Source organism: Acinetobacter thutiue, assembly GCF_030385805.1.
GTDB lineage: Bacteria > Pseudomonadota > Gammaproteobacteria > Pseudomonadales > Moraxellaceae > Acinetobacter > Acinetobacter corruptisaponis.
In genome coordinates, this window is record NZ_JAUDZE010000001.1 from 731,875 (window position 1) to 751,844 (window position 19,970).

Sequence of the window (19,970 nt, forward strand, 5' to 3'; positions counted from 1 at the left end):
AAGAACATTTTATTGGTAAAATAAAAGATGGTGACTACACAAAGAAAAAGTCAATCCTTGCATTTTCATTACTCGGTAGAGATGACTCTGATATTATTTTACCACCATCAACAGATGAAAAAAATCAATTAACTGGTAAAATAGATGTATATCAAAATGAATTAATTAGTATAAATAGCTGGCTACTCAGCAACAATATTACTACTGAAGAAGTTGAAGATCAAATCATTAAAATTGACAGTCAAATACAAAATTTAAATCAAGTTAAATATACATCTAAAATTATGATAAACGAATTAAACCGTGAGCTTAATGATTTAAGAGCAGAAAGGGATTATCAATCTCAGTTATTATCAAACATTAAAGATAATATGACTAATTTTCAAATTCTTTTAAATAAATATGAAAGTGATATTGATAGGATATCCGCCACTTTAAACTCACAAAGAATTTTAGAGACTTATAACAATCATGCATGTCCACTATGCTCTGCTGAGCTACCAGAACCAACCAAAGACCTAGAATTTATGCATAATATAAATTATGAATACCAATCTACTAATATTCTAAAATCACAACTATTGGGTGTTATGAATTCAACTAAAGATGAAAAAATAGAAATTAATAATAAAATTAAAGAATTAGATTCAGCAATATTTAACAATGTAAATATTCAAGAAAGTTATCATAATGAAATTAACAATGATCTTTTTGATGAACTACTGGAAAAGCAAATTAATTTAAAAAGTTCTCATTACTTTATAAACAAGAAAAATGAATTAGAGAAACTATTATCTATAGCAACCCAGAGAAAAACATCAAAACCTAAAATTCAAAGGGAATTATCAAATCAATACAATAATATTTCAAAAATATGTTATTCATTATTAATAAAATGGGGTTTTGACATCAATATGAATGTTTTTATTGATGAAAAAACTATGGACTTAAGAATAAACCAAAGAGAACGAATCTCGTATGGTAAAGGTAAAAGAGCTATATTTTTAACAGCATATTTAGTTGCAATAATGCAATATGCAATTGAAAATAATCATCCTCATTTGGGTTTTATTATAATAGATTCGCCACTAGTTACACACAAAGATCCAAAAATAAATAAAAATGATTTTGACTCAATTCAACAATCGGTTGCAGATAATTTTTATATTTGGCTTTCTGAATATAAATTAAGAGGACAAATTATTATAATCGAAAATGACGTTCCACCAGACACTGTTAAATCACAAATGAACTTTATTGAATTTACTGGGCGCAAGAATGATCAAAGATTCGGGTTCTACTACCCATCTTAATTAATAAAGCTCCATCAGCCCCTACACTCTAGGTGCTTTTGACAAAACACAAGGTAATAATTCTTGCAATTAATTACCTTTTTGGTAATATTTATTTCGTAACTAACAAAAAGCCCCGAAACTTTGGACGGCGACGGGGCTTTGCATTACAGCGAGATAAGTATGAAACAAAAGCCTATACCTAGTCAAACGTCCCAACGTTTACACCAGCACCCTACTGCTGCCGAACTACGTGTCAGCAAGATAGAAATTTTCAAAGCCAATTTCATAGATTCCCTAAAGCTATTACCTGTCCTTATGGTGATATTCATGCTTTGGATTGCCCTTACCTTTGTCGTTTACGGCATGTTTGGAGGGTAAGTCCATGACCTATTTACGAACAATTTCAAACCCTAAAACCAAGTCTTTTGCACCATCATCGACGCACAAAAAACAACCGACAAGTTATGGCGCACAGCGACTTGAAAGCCCTGTAAATACTAGGGATTCAGCATCATATACACAGGGTAAGACCAGTAATTTGGAGCCTGTCATGCAAAAGAAACGCTATACCACACCTTTCGCGCAGTTCATCTGTAAAGACGTGAACGGCTACTACAACGTACGCCTTGGCCCAAAAATCTATCTGGCCAAGGTGTCATTAAACTATACACCAGAGTTTGATGCCGAATTTTTTGGCGGTGCCCAGGCGGCCGCCTTTGACTGGCATTCCATTCTGGTAAAGGAAACTCCAGACAGTCAGCCACGCCCAATCAATGAGGATGAACTGGCTATGTACTGGTTCAAGGGTAATATCAGGAAAATCGTAAATTACCAGCGTGCTATAGAACGCAGGGCTAAAAGCCAGACTCCACGCTACAGCAAAGAGCAGCGTATCGCTTACCGCAACGCGCAGTACAACGGTGCCTAAGGAGATTTAAGATGAATGCAGCAGTGAATCAACAAATGGCATCGGCCACCACTCAGGATGCCCTACAGCTTATCCAGCTGGAGTTAAAGGCACCTAAAAGCAAATGGAACAAGTTTGGCAGTTTTCACTACCGTAGCCTTGAGGACATTCTTGAGGGTGTAAAACCCTTGTTGAAAAAGTACGGTGCGACCCTTGTGGTCAGTGATGAGGTACAGCAGGTTGGACCAGTGGTGGTCATTACCGCCAAGGCAGTCTTTACCGATGCCGAGGGCAAGCAGACCGTGATCTCCGCCCATGCAGGTGTGGACATCAACAAAAAAGGCATGGATGTGGCCCAGACTTTTGGCGCATCCAGTTCCTATGCCCGTAAATATGCACTGAATGGCCTGTTCCTGATTGATGACACCCAAGATCCTGATACCGATGCTTTCCATGAGCAAAACAATACACAGGCTCGGAACAACCAGCAGAATGCCTCTGCCCAAAACCAGCAGCGCAGCCAGAACCAGCCTGCACAGCAACAGCCGAAACCGCAGCAGCAAAATCAAGCGGTTCAGCCTAATGCGGCGCAGCAACTGACCCAGGATTTTCAGCAGGCCCTAAACTCCATTCACCACACACAGAACGAGGCCGATCTGGGTGTGATCTACAAGCAGTTTAAGGGAACACGCTACGAAAACCAGATTGTACAGGCGTGCAAGGCAAAAAAGGACATGGAGGGTTGGAGTGCGTAAAAACCTACATCTTTAAGTATGTTGCCAAGCTTCACGGCAAAGGTAGCTTACGGGGACGTGTAGAGGCTACGACAGCTCTCCAGGCAAAACAAAGGGTATTGCAGGGCAATGAACTGATCAGGGATGTTTCAGTTTCCCTATTGACCAACCAAAAGGCTGCACGTCAGCAGTCTTTTGAAAAAATGAGGATATGGCCATGAAATATCGCTACTCCTCAAGGACACGGGTTTTAACAGTTTGGGGATACCACATGACGCACATTTACCAAAATGTGTGTCCAGGTGAAATTGAAAACCTTGTGACAGATGCAAAATTTAAAGAGGCGTGTTGGAGACAGTAATGAATACAACAACACATAATGTCTGGTATATGGACAAAAAAAGAAAAATTGACGCTGAAAGTTTAAGGGGCAGAAAATGACAGCAGTTCAATTAACTATTGCTGAGATACTATTCGTCAAGTACAGATCAATGACACCCAATCTCATGGATATTGTGAAAGACTATTACCCCCACTTAAGCAAGGCGGAAGCATTGAGAAAAGCGGGTGATCAGGCTTTTCCATTTTCTGTATTCAAGCTAGATAAGAGTAAACGTGCGCCCTATCTGGTCCATATCAACGACCTGGCAAAAGCGATAGAAGATGAGTATGAAAAATCAGCCAGCGACCATACTAAGCTTCATCAATGAAGCTTAGTAAATCCTCCAAAGTAGGAACATATCTTCTCTTTTTAACAGAGACATATCTTTGTAAGGTATTCCATGACTCATGCAGGCTAACCTGTTGAATCTGTGGAATCGTAAAACCCTGCTCAGCCAAGCGTGTACAGCCCTCATGCCTAAAATCATGAAAGCGAAGATCCTCAATCCCCAAAATCATACAGGCACGGGTAAACTCAGAAGCGATTGTTTTCGGGTTTAATGGCAATAAAAGGTCTTTATCCAGCCTGGTTTTATACATTCTTTTTCTTAATTCTGGTTGCATAAATAAATCAATCACCTTTTGGCAAGGCTCCAGAACTGTAAATTCCCTGTTATTCCCAAGTGAGCCTTTAGGATTTTTTAAATTCTTCACCAACCATGTTTGATTGTAACCATCAAAATTACTGAGGTGCATACGTGTCAGCTCAGATTCCCGTCGGCATGAAAAAATGGCCAGAAGAATGATGTAATGCATTGGATATCTACTATGTTTCTGCTCATTCCATTTACGCGCAAAGAACTGCAATAGTTTTTTTAGCTCATCACTGTCTGGCAGCCGATCTCTTTTATTGCTGGCTGATATTTGTCGTGTTTTTCTAAGTTGCGCTGTGGTCTTGTCAAAACTGTTAATATCTATATCCATCTCCCACATAATTGATGCATGTACCAAAACCACCCGAACTTGCACTAACTCATTTTGTATGGTGCTGGGAATAACACTGCTTAACTTTAACTTTGGATATCCAGCTTTTCTCAGGTTCACATGATCTGAAATATCGACAGGCTTTATTTGTTTTAATGGCCTTTTTGATATGGGTAGTCGCTGCAACAGTTTAAGTGTATTTACTTTTGATTTGCTATAAACCCCATCCACCTCGTCAAGGTATTTTGCAATAGCCTGACCCAGTGTTAGATTTTGAGTATTATTTTTCCCCGATAATAATTCTGGGTTATCATTAAGCTCTTTCTCACGTTTATATAGCCAGTTTTCTGCTATTCTACGGGAGTTAAAGGTTTTACTTTCGTTGTACTCAGGATAGTCCTTACGATTGATTCTAATCTCCGCCCTGAACCGCAACGTACCATCTGTAAGGCTTCTTTGCCTGATTGAACCCATGATTTACGCCTTTTTGGTTTTTTTTATTATGGCGTAAACTTTGGCGTAATTTTAAAGTGATTAGCGCGTTTTCAAACAGGTTTACGCATGTTTAAACAGGAAACGTACCATAGCTTAAGTATATGTTTCTAAAACATTAGTCACTTATTTTTTGATAATCAACACCTTAAGCAAAAAGGAAAGAAACAATGCTGCAATGGTTTGAAAAACTAGTTGATCCATATCCAACGAAAGACTTAAACAAACCATTACCCACCACTTTTTTTGCTTTCGTTTGGCAAGCCACCAAAGGCATTCGCCCTTTTCTATTTTTATTGATCGCATGTACCGCAGCCGCAGCCTGTTTCGAGGCATTGTTCTTTTCCTATATTGGAAAATTAGTTGACTGGCTCACAAAAAGCCAACCCAACACCTTTTTAGAAGCCAACCAACAAAACCTCACTATTCTGATTAGCATCCTGTTTGCCAATATTTTCTTTGTCAGCCTACAGTCTGTCATCAAGCATCAGGTTTTGTTCAGTAATTTTCCAATGCGTATGCGTTGGCTTTTTCACAACTTACTGTTGCAACAAAGTCTGGATTTCTTCCATACCGATTTTGCTGGACGGCTTTCAGCCAAGGTGATGCAAACCGCGTTGGCCATCCGTGAATTCTGGATGATCCTCGGTGATATGCTGGTTTATGTGCTGATCTACTTTATTACAATTAGTCTGGTACTTGGTTCAATCTCTCCTGTACTTATTATTCCCTTAATTTTATGGCTGGCCCTATTTATTGCGATTGCCAGTTACTTCATTCCCCGTCTGGGCAAAGTCTCGCAGGAACAGGCTGATGCGCGTGCAGTGATGACAGGTCGTGTCACCGATGCCTATACCAATATTCAAACGGTGAAACTGTTTGCCCATGCAGGCCGTGAAAGCCAGTATGCCAAAGAATCCATGCAGGAATTTATGGTCACGGTTTATAAGCAAATGCGTCTGGGGGTGAAATACCAGATCAGTATTCGCCTATTAAGTGCCTTTCTGTTTATTGGCGTAATTGGCACATCAGTCTGGTTATGGACGCAGGGTCAGGCTGCCATTGGTGTGATTGCGGCAACCACAGCAATGGTACTTAAACTGGACAGTCTTGCAGAATTTATTATGTGGCATGTCACCATGCTGTTTGAAAATGTCGGTACCATTCAGGATGGTATGAAAACCTTAGGTAAACCGATTCAGATTCAAGATAAACCACATGCAAAACAGTTAACCGTTCAACGCGGTGAAATTCGTTTTGAAGATGTCAGTTTTGCCTACAGCCAAAAGAATGTCATTGATCATTTCAACCTGACCATCAAACCAGGTGAGAAAATTGGGATTGTTGGTCGCTCTGGCGCAGGAAAATCCACCCTGATTCAACTGCTCCTGCATTTCTACAATATCAAGCAAGGCCGTATCCTGATTGATGGGCAAGATATTCAGGAAGTCACACAGGATAGTTTACGTGCCAACATTGCCCTCGTGACTCAGGACACCTCCCTACTGCATCGTACGGTTGCTGAAAACATTAAGTATGGTCGCCCCAACGCGACTGAGGCTGAAATTCAGCTTGCTGTCAAAAAAGCCAAGGCAGAAGAATTCATCCCCCAACTGACTGACCAGAAAGGTCGTGTTGGCTTTGATGCCTATGTTGGTGAGCGTGGTGTCAAACTTTCTGGTGGACAACGCCAACGTATTGCAATTTCAAGGGTTTTCCTGAAAGATGCGCCTATTCTAATACTGGATGAAGCCACCAGTGCACTTGACTCAGAAGTCGAGGCAGCCATTCAAAGCAGTTTAAATGACTTGATGGTTGGCAAAACGGTTATTGCAATTGCACACCGTTTATCTACTATTGCCCAGATGGATCGTCTCATTGTGCTTGATCAGGGCAGAATCGCCGAGCAAGGTACACATGAACAGCTCATTACTCATGATGGCTTGTATGCTCAGCTATGGAAACGTCAAACGGGTGGTTTCCTGGTTGAACAGCGAGTGACTCAGGACACAGAATAATGTTGTATTTAGAAGACTTAAAGGTTGGAGATCATTTCATCAGCCGTGAATATGAAATGACACTTGATGAGGTGAAACAGTTTGCTGGGCAATATGACCCGCAACCTTTTCATCTGGATGAGCATGCGGCCGCACAGCATCCTGTCTTTCAGGGTTTGGCGGCGAGTGGATGGCACACCTCAGCAGTCACCATGCGTTTATGGACTGAATGTTTTCCTGTCGCAGGTGGTCTGTTGGGGACAGAGTCCAGTTTACGCTGGCCACGTCCAACCCGTGTTGGCGATAAAATTCATGTTGAAATTGAAATTACGGCAATTGTGCCATCTAAAACCAAAATTGATCGTGGTATCGTCAGCTATGTCACTCAGGCTTTGAACCAACATGGGGATGTGCTATTAATATCTACAACCAAAATTATGGTTTTCAGAAAACCAACCTGATTTTTGAACGATTAGGTGACTCTTTTGTCCAACAATTTTTATGATTGATAATTTTATTTCATGTAAAGATGTTTAAGACTTATATGTTTAAAAGATATTGGCAAAATTGATGAGCGCCACGGAAAGCACATGAAAACAACCTCAACTCGTCAAGATCAAGGCATACCAGGCGTCTATGGCTTATTGCTATTGGATGTTGTTTCTCGTTGGGGATATAACGATGAAACCTTATTTGCTCCATTTCGTTTAACCAGTGAGCAACTGGCCGATCCAAATTATCGAATTCCAACACCGATTGCAAATGAACTGGTGAAGCATTCTTTGAGCCTAACGGGTGAAAGCACGCTTGGCTTTCATTTAGGTACGCAAATGCGAATTTCAATTCATGGCTTCATTGGCTATGCCATTATGACCGCGCATGACATTACCGATGCCATTGCGCTCGCCAGCCGCTTTATTCAGTTACGCTTGCCTTTTTTACAGCTCTATTTTTCTACGTTCGGACCTAAAGCCACCTTGCAGTTGCAGTGTGACATCGAAGTTGAACCTTTACGCACTGAAATTATTCTCGGCCTCACCATCGGTATTATGACCATGGCAAAGGCCCTGACTGGAATTGAGGATTTAAAAGGTGAAGTTGACCTAGATTTTCCTGAACCTGCGGGTTTTGACAAATATAGGGATAAATTAAGCAGCACCATTCGCTTTAACCAACCGCATCTCATTTCAAGTTTTGATAAAAAATATCTTGGCTTAAAGATGGTCAATGCTGACCCAATTGCCAGCCAGATTGCCATTAACCAGTGTGAAACTGAACTGTCTGCTTTAGGTGAACGTCGCCGTCTGGCCATGCGTGTCCGTGATATTTTGACCAATTCTGAACAGCATTATTTAAGTATTGAAAGCGTTGCTGAACGTCTGCACATGTCTGACCGCACCTTAAAGCGTCAGCTTGCAGCCGAGGGTACATCTTTTTCAACACTGGTGGATGAAGTGCGTTATCGTCATGCCACCTCTCTACTGTCACGTACAGATTATAGTCTGGAACAAATTGCGGACGAATTGGGCTATTCTGATGTGGCAAACTTTAGCCGTGCCTTTAAGCGCTGGAGTGGTCGTAGCCCAAGCAACTGGCGTAAAGACCCTTATTTGTAATATTGCAAAGTGCTTCATTTTAAATACTTTTGTTTTGACCAAAAAACCTGTATAAAACCAGACAAAAATGATGAGACAGATTGTTAAGGAGTTGTCATGAACCATCCAGCAGATTTGAAATATGCGCGTACGCATGAATGGGTAAGAATTGAGGGTGACCTGGTTGTTACGGGGATTAGTGACCATGCACAGGATGAGTTGGGCGATTTAGTCTATGTGGAAACACCAGAAGTAGGCAGCCATGTGACTGCAACTGAACAGGCGGGTATTGTTGAATCAGTCAAAACTGCTTCTGACATTCATGCCCCTGTTTCAGGTACAGTGGTTGAAGTCAACACTGCGCTTGAAGATGATCCTGATTTCGTCAATGAAGAACCGTATGGCAAAGGCTGGATTTACAAGATCAAGCCAGACAATATCGCTGATGTTGAAAAACTGCTTTCCAATGAAGAATACGAATCAGGTTTATAATTCTTTATAAACTTGAAGATAAAAAGCCCAGTCATATTGAACTGGGCTTTTTTAAAGATATGAATCGGGCAATCTAGGCGACATAGTCCACTGGAATACCATCAACCTCAGAGACTAGGTTCTCAAAAGAGAAAATCTCATCAAGTTGTTGCTGAGTCAATAAACCACGCTCCAAAACGATGGCCTGTATGGTTTTGTTCTCCGCAATACATTGCTTACCGATTTCATCACAGAGCGCATGACCCAATAATGGATCAAGCAAGGTAATAATCCCGACACTACGCATCACAGCATCATGACAAGCCTGTTCATGTGCCCTGATTCCGCGTACACATTTTTCATCCAGACTTTGAATGGCATGTGTCAGTAATTCAATGGACTCATTCAATGAAATTGCAATTACGGGTTCCATCACATTAAGCTGTAACTGACCTGCCTCAGCGGCAAAGGTAATGGTCAAATCATTACCAATCACCTTAAATGCAATTTGGTTCACCACTTCTGGAATGACTGGATTGACTTTTGCAGGCATGATTGAAGAACCTGCCTGTAATTCAGGAAGCTGGATTTCACCCAAACCTGTACGTGGCCCAGAACTCAACAATCGTAAATCATTGCTGATTTTTGACAGTTTACAGGCCAAACGCTTTAGTGCACTGGATAAAATGATGAATACGCCACAGTCACTGGTTGCCTCAACATAATCTTCCGCACCCACAAGCTTTAAACCTGTAATCTCTTTCAGGCAAGAAATTACTTTTAGCGCATAACCTTTCGGCGTATTGACCCCTGTACCAATTGCGGTTGCACCCAGGTTTACCTCAAGCAACAACTCACGGGTACGCTTGATTAGCCGAACATCTTCTTTTAGCAGAGTTGCAAATGCATGGAACTCCTGTCCCAATGTCATCGGAACCGCATCCTGAAGCTGGGTACGTCCCATCTTTAACACATAGCGGAACTCAATGGCCTTATTTTCAAATGAAGTGATCAACTTATCCATTTGTGTAAACAAGGCATCCAATGAACAATGGGTTGATAGACGAATTGCAGTTGGATATACATCATTGGTCGATTGTGATTTATTGACATGATCATTTGGATGGATCACATCATAATGGCCTTTTTGATGTCCCAGCGACTCAAGTGCAATATTTGCAATGACTTCATTGGTATTCATATTAATTGAAGTACCTGCTCCCCCCTGATAAATATCAATCGGGAATGAGTCTTGCCACTTTTCTGTTTCCGTAATTAATGCATCACAGGCATGCTGAATTGCCAAACTTTGTGTTTCAGTCAGTTTACCAAAACTTAGATTCGCCTGAGCTGATGCCTTTTTTACCTGTGCCAATGCACGAATAAAGTGGCTATTCTGTCCAACTTTTTGCGAAGAAATCTTAAAATTCTCAATTGCACGTAAAGTATGAATTCCATAATAACATGCTGCTGGAACTTCTTTCGCGCCGAGCAAATCATGCTCTATTCTTATGGTTGCCGTTTGAACCGTATTCACTTTTCATTTCTCTCAGAACATGCACTCTGTTGGTGCAAAGAAATAATATGAAATATTTCAAGTAAATTTTCATTAGCAAAATTGCTTAGCCTTACACTCTTTTTATAATGGAATTTCTCTAAACTGTTGCTTTTGTAACATCATGTGTCATATTCTTAAACTTATTTTGAGGTATAAAAAGTATAATTTAAGAGGAAATTTTGCTCTTTGTAATTTTTCCAAATATATCGCTTATTTTTTGATGGGATAAAATAAGTTTTTATAAGAAAAAAAGTGATGATTTTTCTATTTAGAAATTAAGATTCATGCACTTAATTTAAATTACATAAAACACACAAATAAAATACATAAAAATAACAGTATTTCAAAAAACATTCGTGCTTGAATCTCTGGCCTTATCAGTCTTATTAGAATAGTAAATCAATTTTTTGGCTATTCAGATTGGATTGCACAATTATGGATATGTAAGGACAGGCATCCATTATGAATTTTTCGAATCCCACTGTGGTTGTATTCGTGGTGTATATCATCGCCATGCTTGGCATTGGTTTCTACGCCTATTTTTCCACCAAAAACCTTGATGACTATATTCTTGGAGGACGAAGTCTAGGTAGTTTTGTCACCGCATTGTCAGCGGGTGCATCCGACATGAGTGGCTGGTTACTCATGGGTTTGCCTGGTGCGATTTACCTGTCAGGATTATCAGAGTCATGGATTGCCATTGGCCTGATCATTGGTGCATGGCTGAACTGGTATCTGGTTGCAGGTCGCCTACGTGTACATACCGAAGTGCAGAACAACGCCCTTACCCTGCCTGATTATTTTACGGGTCGTTTTGATGACCAGAAAAAAATCCTGCGTGTCACCTCTGCATTGATCATCCTGATTTTCTTTGCAATTTATTGTGCTTCTGGCATGGTGGCTGGCGCGCGCCTGTTTGAAACCCTGTTCCACCTGCCTTATGGCACAGCCTTGTGGCTGGGTGCATTTGCAACCATTGGCTATGTGTGTATTGGTGGTTTTCTGGCAATCAGCTGGACGGACACCTTTCAGGCAGGTCTCATGATTTTTGCCCTGCTGTTGCTTCCAATTGTGACCTATATGTCTTTGGGTATAGGTGCAGAAGAATTTACCGCACTTATTGAAACAGCACGCCCTCATGCTTATGATTTTGCTTCAAATTTAAGTTTTGTTGCGATACTCTCAGCAGCAGCCTGGGGCTTAGGCTATTTTGGTCAGCCACATATCCTTGTACGTTTTATGGCAGCCGATTCAGTTAAATCCATTCCAAATGCCCGTCGTATCGGCATGGCCTGGATGATTTTGTGTTTGGGTGGCGCTGTCGGTTCTGGTTTTATCGGTATTGCCTATTTCCAGCAGCATCCTGAACTTGCAGCAGCGGTAAGTGCCAATCCAGAAACCGTGTTTATGGAACTCACCAAAATCTTATTTAATCCCTGGGTTGTGGGTGTCATCCTTGCTGCAATTCTATCTGCGGTAATGAGTACCTTGAGTTGTCAGCTATTGGTCTGCTCAAGTGCCCTGACAGAGGATTTATACAAGGGCTTGATCCGTAAAAATGCCTCTCAAAAAGAGCTGGTCTGGATTGGTCGTGCGATGGTATTGGCTGTTGCAATGCTGGCTCTTGCCCTCGCCCAGAATCCTGAGAGTAAGGTGCTTGGCTTGGTGTCTTATGCATGGGCAGGTTTTGGTGCCGCATTTGGTCCATTGATTATCATGTCCCTGTTCTGGAAACGTATGACCCTGAACGGTGCCTTGGTGGGTATGGTGGTTGGTGCTCTCACCGTGATTGTATGGAAAAACTTATTTGCTGATACAGGGATTTATGAAATCATTCCTGGCTTCATCTTTGCATTGATCAGTATTGTTGTGGTGAGCTTACTCGGTAAGGCACCAAACGCTACAGTAACCAGCCGTTTTGAACAAGCGGATGAGATTTATACCCGTGAAATGAATTAATTACGGGAAAATTTAAGGGGCTTATCAGCCCCTTTTCTTTGGTCTAAAATTTTGTTTTTGACTTAATTTTTATTTTCGAACTGTCTTTGACCACCTGCATCACTGGGTAACTGCGAGTTTCTTTCACTCCAGGCAGTTGCCACAAAATTTGTCCTGAAATACGGCGAAATTCCTCCATATTGCTACAACGTAGCTTGATCAGGAAATCAAAGCCACCACTCACCATATGACATTCCACAATTTCAGGATATTGCGTCACCGCATCAATAAAATCATCCAGAACGTTTGGTGTGGTTTTATCCAACAGCACTTCAACGAACACCAGAAAATTTGCATTGAGCTTGCCTGGATTGAGTTTTGCCTCATATCCCAGGATAAATTCATCTTTGGTAAGCTTCTGGACACGCGCCATCACCGCAGTGGGAGAAAGGTTCACTAATTCCGCCAATTTACTATTGGAAATTCTCCCATCTGTTTGAAGAATATCCAGAATTTTTAGATCGGTACGGTCTAAGCTATAAATGGGGCCATTCAACTGAATTTTCCTCTAAAAAATGGGTAAATTATAGTGAGTTACTCGGGTTTTATTCTGTAATCATAAATTATCTAAACCTCTCTACTCAATAGAGATAGATTGTTATCGGAATTTAGCATGAATACTTTGGATATCCCCGCAGACATGGACACAACTCACAACAACGGTGGTTATATCACCGAATTTAAAGAAAAAAGTGAGTTTGAGCAACGCATTAACACCGCTTGGCGACGTGCAGAACCTGAAGCAGTCGCAGAGCTTGCTGAAGCAGCAAATATTTCTCCCGATCTTGATCAAAAAATTTATGAATTGGCTTTTAGCCTGGCGCACAACTTACGTGAGCGTAAAAGCTCGGCAGGTAAAGCTGGTATCGTTCAAGGTCTACTGCAAGAGTTTTCCCTTTCTTCTCAGGAAGGTGTCGCTCTGATGTGTTTGGCAGAAGCCCTGCTTCGTATTCCAGATACAGCAACCCGTGATTTATTGATCCGTGACAAAATCAACCAGGGCAACTGGAAAGAGCATGTTGGTCAAAGTAGCCTGATGTTCGTCAATGCTGCTGCATGGGGTTTGATGCTGACTGGTAAGCTGATGGAAACACCTAAGCAAACCAGCTTATCCAGTGTTTTGACAGGTCTTTTGGCGCGTAGTGGTCGCGGCATCATCCGTAAAGCGGTTGATGTTGCAATGCGTATGATGGGTGAACAATTCGTTACGGGTGAGACCATCGAAGAAGCACTTGAACATGCTAAACCGTTCGAACACAAAGGTTTCCGCTACTCATACGACATGTTGGGTGAAGCCGCGCTAACTGAACATGATGCTGAGCGTTACTATAACGACTACACTCAAGCGATCCATGCCATTGGTAAAGCATCAAATGGCCGTGGCGTTTATGATGGCCCTGGTATCTCAATCAAGCTCTCTGCGTTACACCCACGCTACCAACGTGCACAAATCGCACGTGTTCATCACGAACTTTATAGCAAAGTCTTCGAACTTGCGTGCTTGGCAAAACAATATGACATCGGTTTAAACATCGACGCTGAAGAATCTGAACGTTTAGAAATTTCACTCGAATTACTTGAACGCTTATGTTTCGAACCAAAACTTGCCAACTGGAAAGGCATTGGTTTCGTTATTCAGGCTTATCAAAAGCGTTGCTTCTACGTTGTTGATTATATCGTTGACCTTGCAAAACGCAGTAACAAACGCATGATGATCCGTTTGGTGAAAGGTGCGTATTGGGATAGCGAAATCAAAAAAGCACAAATTGATGGTATGACGGATTACCCTGTGTTTACCCGTAAAGTTCACACGGATTTGTCATACGTTGCTTGTGCGAAGAAATTACTTGCTGCACCTGATCAAGTGTATCCGCAATTTGCGACACACAATGCGCAATCACTTGCAACGATTTACAACTTGGCTGATCCAAGCAAATACTATCCTGGTCAATACGAATTCCAATGCTTGCACGGTATGGGTGAGCCATTGTACGAACAAGTGGTTGGGTCTAAAGAAGATGGTAAATTAGGCGTACCATGTCGTGTCTATGCGCCAGTGGGTAACCATGAAACTTTATTGGCTTACTTAGTCCGTCGTTTACTTGAAAATGGTGCAAATACCTCATTCGTAAACCGTATTGCTGATAAGACTTTAAAAGTTGAAGACCTGATTCAGTCTCCAATCAAAGACATTCAAACTTCTGCAAAAGACGAAGGTCAGCTTGGCTTAAAACACCCTGCAATTCCACTGCCGCATGATCTTTATCCATTACGTCCAAACTCGAATGGCTTTGATCTGAATAACGATCAACCATTAGCAGACTTAGATGCAACTGCACAAAAACTTCGTACTCACGTATGGAAAAGCGCCCCGTTACTTGGTTTTGAATCAACAGTTAACGATCAAAGCAATGCGATTGCAATTACAAACCCAGCACAAAACAGTGAAGTTGTTGGTCATGTCAATGAAGCAACCAGCGCAGATGTACAACTGGCGCTAGAAGCAGCGGTACAAGCACAACAAAGCTGGGCTGTTACTGATAAAGCAGAACGTGCAGCTTGCTTAAAACGCGCTGCAGATTTGATGGAAGCTCGCATTCAAGAATTAATGGTATTACTTTGCCGTGAAAGTGGTAAAACCTATGCCAATGCAATTGCCGAAGTACGTGAAGCAGTCGATTTCTTACGTTACTACGCAACACAAATCGAAAACTTGCCTGCAAATGCACAAGTCAAACCATTGGGTACCGTATTGTGTATTAGCCCATGGAACTTCCCTCTTGCAATTTTCTCTGGTCAGATTGCAGCTGCATTGGTGAGTGGTAACTGTGTTATTGCTAAACCTGCTGAACAAACACCATTGATTGCGGCACAAGCGGTTCAAATGCTTTGGGAAGCTGGCGTGCCACACGGCGTTGTTCAACTTCTTCCAGGTCGCGGTGAAACAGTTGGTGCTCAATTGAGCCAAGATGATCGTGTTCAAGGCATCATGTTCACTGGTTCGACTGAAGTTGCAAAAATTTTGCAAAAGACTGTCGCAAAACGCTTGTCTCCAAACGGCCAACCAATTCCGTTAATCGCGGAAACGGGTGGTCAAAATGCAATGATCGTAGATTCATCTGCGCTTACTGAACAAGTCGTTCTCGATGTCGTCAGTTCTGCATTTGACAGTGCGGGTCAACGTTGTTCTGCACTTCGTATCTTATGTGTGCAAGAAGACAGTGCTGCAATAGTCATCAAAATGTTGAAAGGTGCAATGCAACAGTTGATCGTAGGCAACCCTGCAATCTTAAAAACTGACATTGGACCTGTAATTGATACTGAAGCAAAACAAACCATCGATACGCATATTCAAAAGATGAAATCTAAGGGCTACCCTGTTCATCAATTAATGTTTAACGATGCGGTAAGCCAACAAGCGCTTGCACAAGGTACATTTGTTCCGCCAACAGCGATTGAATTACCAAATCTTGATGATCTAGAACGTGAAGTCTTTGGTCCTGTATTGCATATCATCACTTATAAATATGGTGAGCTTGAGCAACTGATCGACCGTATCAATGCTAAAGGCTATGGCTTAACCATGGGTCTACACACACGTATTGATGAAACCATTAATACAGTGATCCAACGTGCTGAGGTAGGTAACTTATATATCAACCGCAATATCGTGGGTGCAGTAGTCGGCGTGCAACCATTTGGTGGTGAAGGCTTATCGGGTACGGGTCCTAAAGCGGGTGGTCCTCTTTATATGTACCGTTTGATGGAGCATTGTTCAGAGAAAGTATTGGCAACCCCATTTGCGGTGAAAGCTGAAATCTCTAACTTTGATGCAGTCTCAAATGTTGCTTATCAAAGCTTATTGGCTTGGGCAAACCAAAATATGCCTCAAGCAATTCCAACGATTCCAGCATTTGGTGTAGGTAAGTTCTACGAGTTGCAAGGCCCTACTGGTGAAAGCAACCAATACATTATCTTGCCTCGTCATCGTGTGCTTTCGATTGCGAATGATGAAGCAAGCCAGCTTCAACAATTACTTGCGATTTTCTCCGTCAGCAGTACTGCGGCTGTGTTGAAAGACAATGCATTCTTAGTAAAACACAAAGCGTCTTTACCAAAAGACGTGTTAGATGCAATCACTGTGATTTCAAGTGTTGAAAAAGATGCTTTTGATGCAGTACTTCATCATGGTTCTGTTGAACAGTTGCAAGACTTGCAAACTAAAGTTGCGAATCGTTCAGGTGCGATTGTCGGGATTACCCAGTTACAAGCAAATGAACAAATTCCTTTAGAACGCCTAGTCATTGAACGAGCAATTAGCGTAAACACTGCAGCAGCAGGTGGTAATGCGAGTTTAATGACTTTATCTGAAGACTAATTTTCAGTCTCTTGCGGAACTTCGAACGTTCCTCATCCTAGCCCGAATCATGTTTACATGGTTCGGGTTTTTTATTATTTTAACGTTACCTTTAAATAGCAATAATAAAATGAGATCACTTATATGCAGTTTTTCTCAGCTCCTGAATATCAACCCAACTGCGCTCAGCTTTTTGAAGATTATAAAAATAAAATCCAGCAGCTTATTCCTTATGCCACTATTGAGCATATTGGTTCATCCGCCATTCCCAATGCAATTTCAAAAGGTGATTTAGATATTTATATTGAAGTGCCATCTCAATATTTTTTAAATTCTATTGAACAACTGAAAACGCTTAATTTCAAAGAAAAACTTGATACACTACGTACTCATGAACTTTGTATGCTGGAATCACAACAGCATGATGTGGCATTGCAAATCGTGGTGACAGGTTCAGAATTTTGCAACTTTTTGACTTTCCGAGATCGCTTAAGACGATTCCCTGATTTAGTCACTCAATATAATCAGCTCAAACAAAGATGTGTTGGCTCATCTCAAGAGCAATATCGGGAAATTAAATCTAATTTTATTCAGCAAATCCTTGATCAGGAGTAATGATGCAAATCAGCGAATTTCATAATTTCCTGCAAATGATTGCGCTTTTTTGATACCATTCCCGTTTAGATTTCACCTGTAGTTTTCTTTTTTATGACCGCATCTTACAAACAGCAACTTCAAGAGAAAGTTGAACGTATTACCACACAGTTTGCCCCGTTCAATCCACCAGCTTTAGAAGTGTTTCAATCGCCTGAACAACATTTCCGTATGCGTGCAGAATTTCGTATCTGGCATACCGAAGATGATTTGTTCTATGCCATGTTTGAACGTGCTGAAGACGGTAAGCAAAAAGAAGTGATTCGTGTGGATACATTTCCCATCGCGGATCAAAGCATTAATGATTTAATGCCCCGCCTATTAGAAGAATTAAAAGCAGTCCCAATTCTCTCACAACGTGTTTTTGAAGCAGACTTTCTTTCAACCTTAAGTGGTGAAATGCTGGTTACGCTGATTTACCATCGTAAACTGGATGAAGAATGGGAAACAGCGGCTAAAGTGCTAGCTGAAAAACTGAATATTAAAATTATGGGTCGTAGTCGTGGGCAAAAAGTCATTATTGGCGATGACTATGTGGTTGAGCAACTTAATGTTCATGGTCGCACATTTAAATATAAACAAATTGAAAGCAGCTTTACTCAACCCAATGCACAGGTTTGCCAACATATGCTGGAATGGGCATGTGACGCTGCGAATGGTGCGCAAAAAGACCTATTAGAACTGTATTGCGGCAATGGTAACTTCACCTTGCCACTGTCTTTAAAATTTAAGCGTGTACTGGCAACCGAACTGGCAAAATCATCGGTGTATGCAGCGCAATGGAATATTGAGCAAAACCAGATCGAAAATATTCAGGTTGCACGTTTATCTGCGGAAGAGTTCACCCAAGCCTATCAAGGTGAACGTGAATTTAGACGTTTACAAGAAGCTGAAATCGACATTCAAAGCTATGACTTTGACACGGTTTTTGTCGATCCTCCTCGTGCAGGAATTGATGATGAAACGCTTAGACTATTACAAGGATTCGAGCGTATTATTTATATTTCGTGTAATCCAGATACCCTACATGACAATCTAAAAACACTGGCTCAAACCCATCGAATTGTGAAGTTTGCCCTATTCGATCAGTTTCCTTTTACCCATCATGTTGAGTCAGGCATTTTACTTGAGAAGATTTAAACAAATTATTGCAACGTAACAATAATTTATAAAGGGTTCCAGTAACCCTTTATTTTTACTCAAGGAATATTTATAAAAAAGGTATGTTTTTCAAAGGTCAAGTCATTAGGCTGTCATAATTTCGTTAATTCAGGGAAAATTCATCGAAAAAATTGACGTTTGACTGCTGCTTTTATCACTTTAGTTGACTTGTATTTTATTTTAAATTGATTATATTTCGAGCTATGTTAGGTTAGTTATGAAGGCCCTATGAGTTTTTGGCAAAAATTGTTCAATGCGGATCATCAATATAACGAACACAAGAACCAGACTTCTTGCGTTGAAAATGATTGTTCTTGCAAAACCAATGAACAACTGCTGGATGCTTTGGTTAAAGCAACAGATGAAGATGTGATTAAAGGCATCAAAAAAGTATTGATTTCCCGAGGCTACAGTCGCAAGGAATTACTTGCACTCATCAAGCCGCCAATCCAATAAAAATAAAATTCTCCCTAATCTCTTGAATGGGATTAGGGACAATCTTTCCGACTCACTTCCCCAACAATTGGCCCTAAATTAAAGGCTTTATCATGGCGATGATTTTGTGCTGAGTACAGACTTGAAATTGAACCATCCAGATATAAAGCATCATCTATGTTTAACTGTTGCTTAAAAAATTGTGCAAACTGATAGAAACTGACCCGTTGTTGCGAAATGACAAAATACAATTGATTATCCTTAATACCCACACCATTCCTGATTTTTAAGGAATTTGAGCCAGGCAAGAACTGGCGATTCATTTTGCCATTATTTACCAGCATAGGTCCTGACTGAGTGGCAAACTGAGGCTTAAACCCATCATGTTTATAGTCCGTGGTTGTTTTAATCACCGCTTGTTTATCATTCCAGGCAACCACCCCATTCGGTTGCATAAAGAAGTTACCAAAACCTGTTTCTTCATTTAACTGATTTATTTCCTTTCCATTTTCGACATATAACCCAACAGGTTGAAAGTCAGCATGATACATCCCTGCATTCATGGCAAAATTTAACTGTACACATTTTGGCAACTCCCGTTGAATATTAGAAAACTTCTGGTAATAACGATCTGTGTTAAGACTTTTTAGAAACAATTTAAGCTGTTTCAGATCCTCAATTTTGATGACCTCATATTGAACATGTTGTACGTTAAATGTTTGTTGCCGCATTGCGTAAGTTGCTGGAACAATTGCCAATCCCAATACAATTAAAAGATATTTTTTCATTAGGCTATTAAACTTTCTTTTGAATATGGCTTATTCTCACACAGTCAGGCAAAGCACAAAATAGTAGATACAAACTCTCCACATATTCACATGATTGATCTTATAAATCTGCTCGATTGGTTCTTATTTTTTTATTAAAATACAAATGTAAATACAATCAACT

General features: G+C 40.7%; 17 protein-coding genes. 13 read left to right on the plus strand and 4 right to left on the minus strand.

Going from position 1 to position 19,970, the window contains the following annotated elements:
• Nucleotides 1–284 precede the first annotated feature (284 nt).
• The 4 genes from QTA56_RS03610 to QTA56_RS03630 all read left to right on the plus strand — a co-directional run bounded on the left by QTA56_RS03610 (nucleotide 285) and on the right by QTA56_RS03630 (nucleotide 3,646).
• Nucleotides 285–1,313 carry a hypothetical protein gene (locus QTA56_RS03610; RefSeq protein WP_267979578.1) on the plus strand — a complete coding sequence of 343 codons (1,029 nt, stop codon included), beginning with the start codon at nucleotides 285–287 and terminating at the stop codon, nucleotides 1,311–1,313.
• Nucleotides 1,314–1,677: 364 nt separating this feature from the next.
• Complete coding sequence (locus tag QTA56_RS03620) at nucleotides 1,678–2,223, plus strand: hypothetical protein (protein ID WP_267979580.1); 546 nt, start codon at nucleotides 1,678–1,680, stop codon at nucleotides 2,221–2,223.
• 11 nt (nucleotides 2,224–2,234) lie between these two features.
• Nucleotides 2,235–2,957 (plus strand): ERF family protein, encoded by a 723-nt coding sequence (locus tag QTA56_RS03625; RefSeq protein WP_267979581.1) that lies wholly within the window; start codon nucleotides 2,235–2,237, stop codon nucleotides 2,955–2,957.
• A 416-nt stretch (nucleotides 2,958–3,373) separates the two neighbouring features.
• On the plus strand, nucleotides 3,374–3,646 hold the full coding sequence (locus QTA56_RS03630; RefSeq protein WP_267979582.1) for a pyocin activator PrtN family protein: 273 nt from the start codon (nucleotides 3,374–3,376) through the stop codon (nucleotides 3,644–3,646).
• On the opposite strand, the gene QTA56_RS03635 is transcribed toward QTA56_RS03630, so the two are convergent.
• Nucleotides 3,630–4,775 carry a site-specific integrase gene (locus tag QTA56_RS03635; RefSeq protein ID WP_267979583.1) on the minus strand — a complete coding sequence of 382 codons (1,146 nt, stop codon included), beginning with the start codon at nucleotides 4,773–4,775 and terminating at the stop codon, nucleotides 3,630–3,632. The two genes, QTA56_RS03630 and QTA56_RS03635, sit on opposite strands and share 17 nt — an antisense overlap.
• A 188-nt stretch (nucleotides 4,776–4,963) precedes the next feature.
• On the opposite strand from QTA56_RS03635, the gene QTA56_RS03640 reads away from it, so the two are divergent.
• The 4 genes from QTA56_RS03640 (at nucleotide 4,964) to gcvH (ending at nucleotide 8,877) form a co-directional block, all read left to right on the plus strand.
• Nucleotides 4,964–6,811: an ABC transporter ATP-binding protein gene (locus QTA56_RS03640; protein WP_267979584.1), complete on the plus strand. Its 1,848-nt coding sequence runs from the start codon at nucleotides 4,964–4,966 to the stop codon at nucleotides 6,809–6,811.
• On the plus strand, nucleotides 6,811–7,251 hold the full coding sequence (locus tag QTA56_RS03645) for a MaoC family dehydratase (protein WP_267979585.1): 441 nt from the start codon (nucleotides 6,811–6,813) through the stop codon (nucleotides 7,249–7,251). Before QTA56_RS03640 ends, QTA56_RS03645 begins: the two co-directional genes overlap by 1 nt.
• Before the next feature lie 129 nt (nucleotides 7,252–7,380).
• Nucleotides 7,381–8,406 carry an AraC family transcriptional regulator gene (locus tag QTA56_RS03650; RefSeq protein ID WP_267979586.1) on the plus strand — a complete coding sequence of 342 codons (1,026 nt, stop codon included), beginning with the start codon at nucleotides 7,381–7,383 and terminating at the stop codon, nucleotides 8,404–8,406.
• A gap of 96 nt (nucleotides 8,407–8,502) precedes the next feature.
• Nucleotides 8,503–8,877 (plus strand): glycine cleavage system protein GcvH, encoded by a 375-nt coding sequence (gene gcvH / locus QTA56_RS03655; RefSeq protein ID WP_004677823.1) that lies wholly within the window; start codon nucleotides 8,503–8,505, stop codon nucleotides 8,875–8,877.
• 73 nt (nucleotides 8,878–8,950) lie between these two features.
• Here gcvH and aspA read toward each other — a convergent pair whose 3' ends face one another.
• On the minus strand, nucleotides 8,951–10,393 hold the full coding sequence (gene aspA / locus QTA56_RS03660) for an aspartate ammonia-lyase (RefSeq protein ID WP_267979587.1): 1,443 nt from the start codon (nucleotides 10,391–10,393) through the stop codon (nucleotides 8,951–8,953).
• A 483-nt stretch (nucleotides 10,394–10,876) separates the two neighbouring features.
• Between aspA and putP the strand changes: the two genes are divergently transcribed.
• Nucleotides 10,877–12,373 (plus strand): sodium/proline symporter PutP, encoded by a 1,497-nt coding sequence (gene putP, locus QTA56_RS03665; protein WP_267979588.1) that lies wholly within the window; start codon nucleotides 10,877–10,879, stop codon nucleotides 12,371–12,373.
• Between the two features lie 43 nt (nucleotides 12,374–12,416).
• Here the strand turns inward: putP and QTA56_RS03670 are convergent, their stop codons facing one another.
• Nucleotides 12,417–12,908: an Lrp/AsnC ligand binding domain-containing protein gene (locus tag QTA56_RS03670; protein ID WP_267979589.1), complete on the minus strand. Its 492-nt coding sequence runs from the start codon at nucleotides 12,906–12,908 to the stop codon at nucleotides 12,417–12,419.
• Nucleotides 12,909–13,025: 117 nt separating this feature from the next.
• Here QTA56_RS03670 and putA point away from each other — a divergent pair, with 117 nt between their 5' ends.
• The 4 genes from putA to QTA56_RS03690 all read left to right on the plus strand — a co-directional run bounded on the left by putA (nucleotide 13,026) and on the right by QTA56_RS03690 (nucleotide 19,040).
• Complete coding sequence (putA, locus tag QTA56_RS03675; protein WP_267979590.1) at nucleotides 13,026–16,790, plus strand: trifunctional transcriptional regulator/proline dehydrogenase/L-glutamate gamma-semialdehyde dehydrogenase; 3,765 nt, start codon at nucleotides 13,026–13,028, stop codon at nucleotides 16,788–16,790.
• 123 nt (nucleotides 16,791–16,913) lie between these two features.
• Nucleotides 16,914–17,384, plus strand: coding sequence for a GrpB family protein (locus tag QTA56_RS03680; RefSeq protein ID WP_267979591.1), 471 nt, complete (start codon nucleotides 16,914–16,916; stop codon nucleotides 17,382–17,384).
• Nucleotides 17,385–17,477: 93 nt separating this feature from the next.
• On the plus strand, nucleotides 17,478–18,563 hold the full coding sequence (gene trmA / locus QTA56_RS03685; RefSeq protein ID WP_267979592.1) for a tRNA (uridine(54)-C5)-methyltransferase TrmA: 1,086 nt from the start codon (nucleotides 17,478–17,480) through the stop codon (nucleotides 18,561–18,563).
• A gap of 249 nt (nucleotides 18,564–18,812) precedes the next feature.
• Entirely contained in the window at nucleotides 18,813–19,040 is a 228-nt protein-coding gene (locus tag QTA56_RS03690; protein WP_267979593.1) for a hypothetical protein, read from the plus strand.
• A gap of 32 nt (nucleotides 19,041–19,072) precedes the next feature.
• Here QTA56_RS03690 and QTA56_RS03695 read toward each other — a convergent pair whose 3' ends face one another.
• Nucleotides 19,073–19,807 (minus strand): phosphodiester glycosidase family protein, encoded by a 735-nt coding sequence (locus tag QTA56_RS03695; protein WP_267979594.1) that lies wholly within the window; start codon nucleotides 19,805–19,807, stop codon nucleotides 19,073–19,075.
• Nucleotides 19,808–19,970 lie beyond the last annotated feature (163 nt).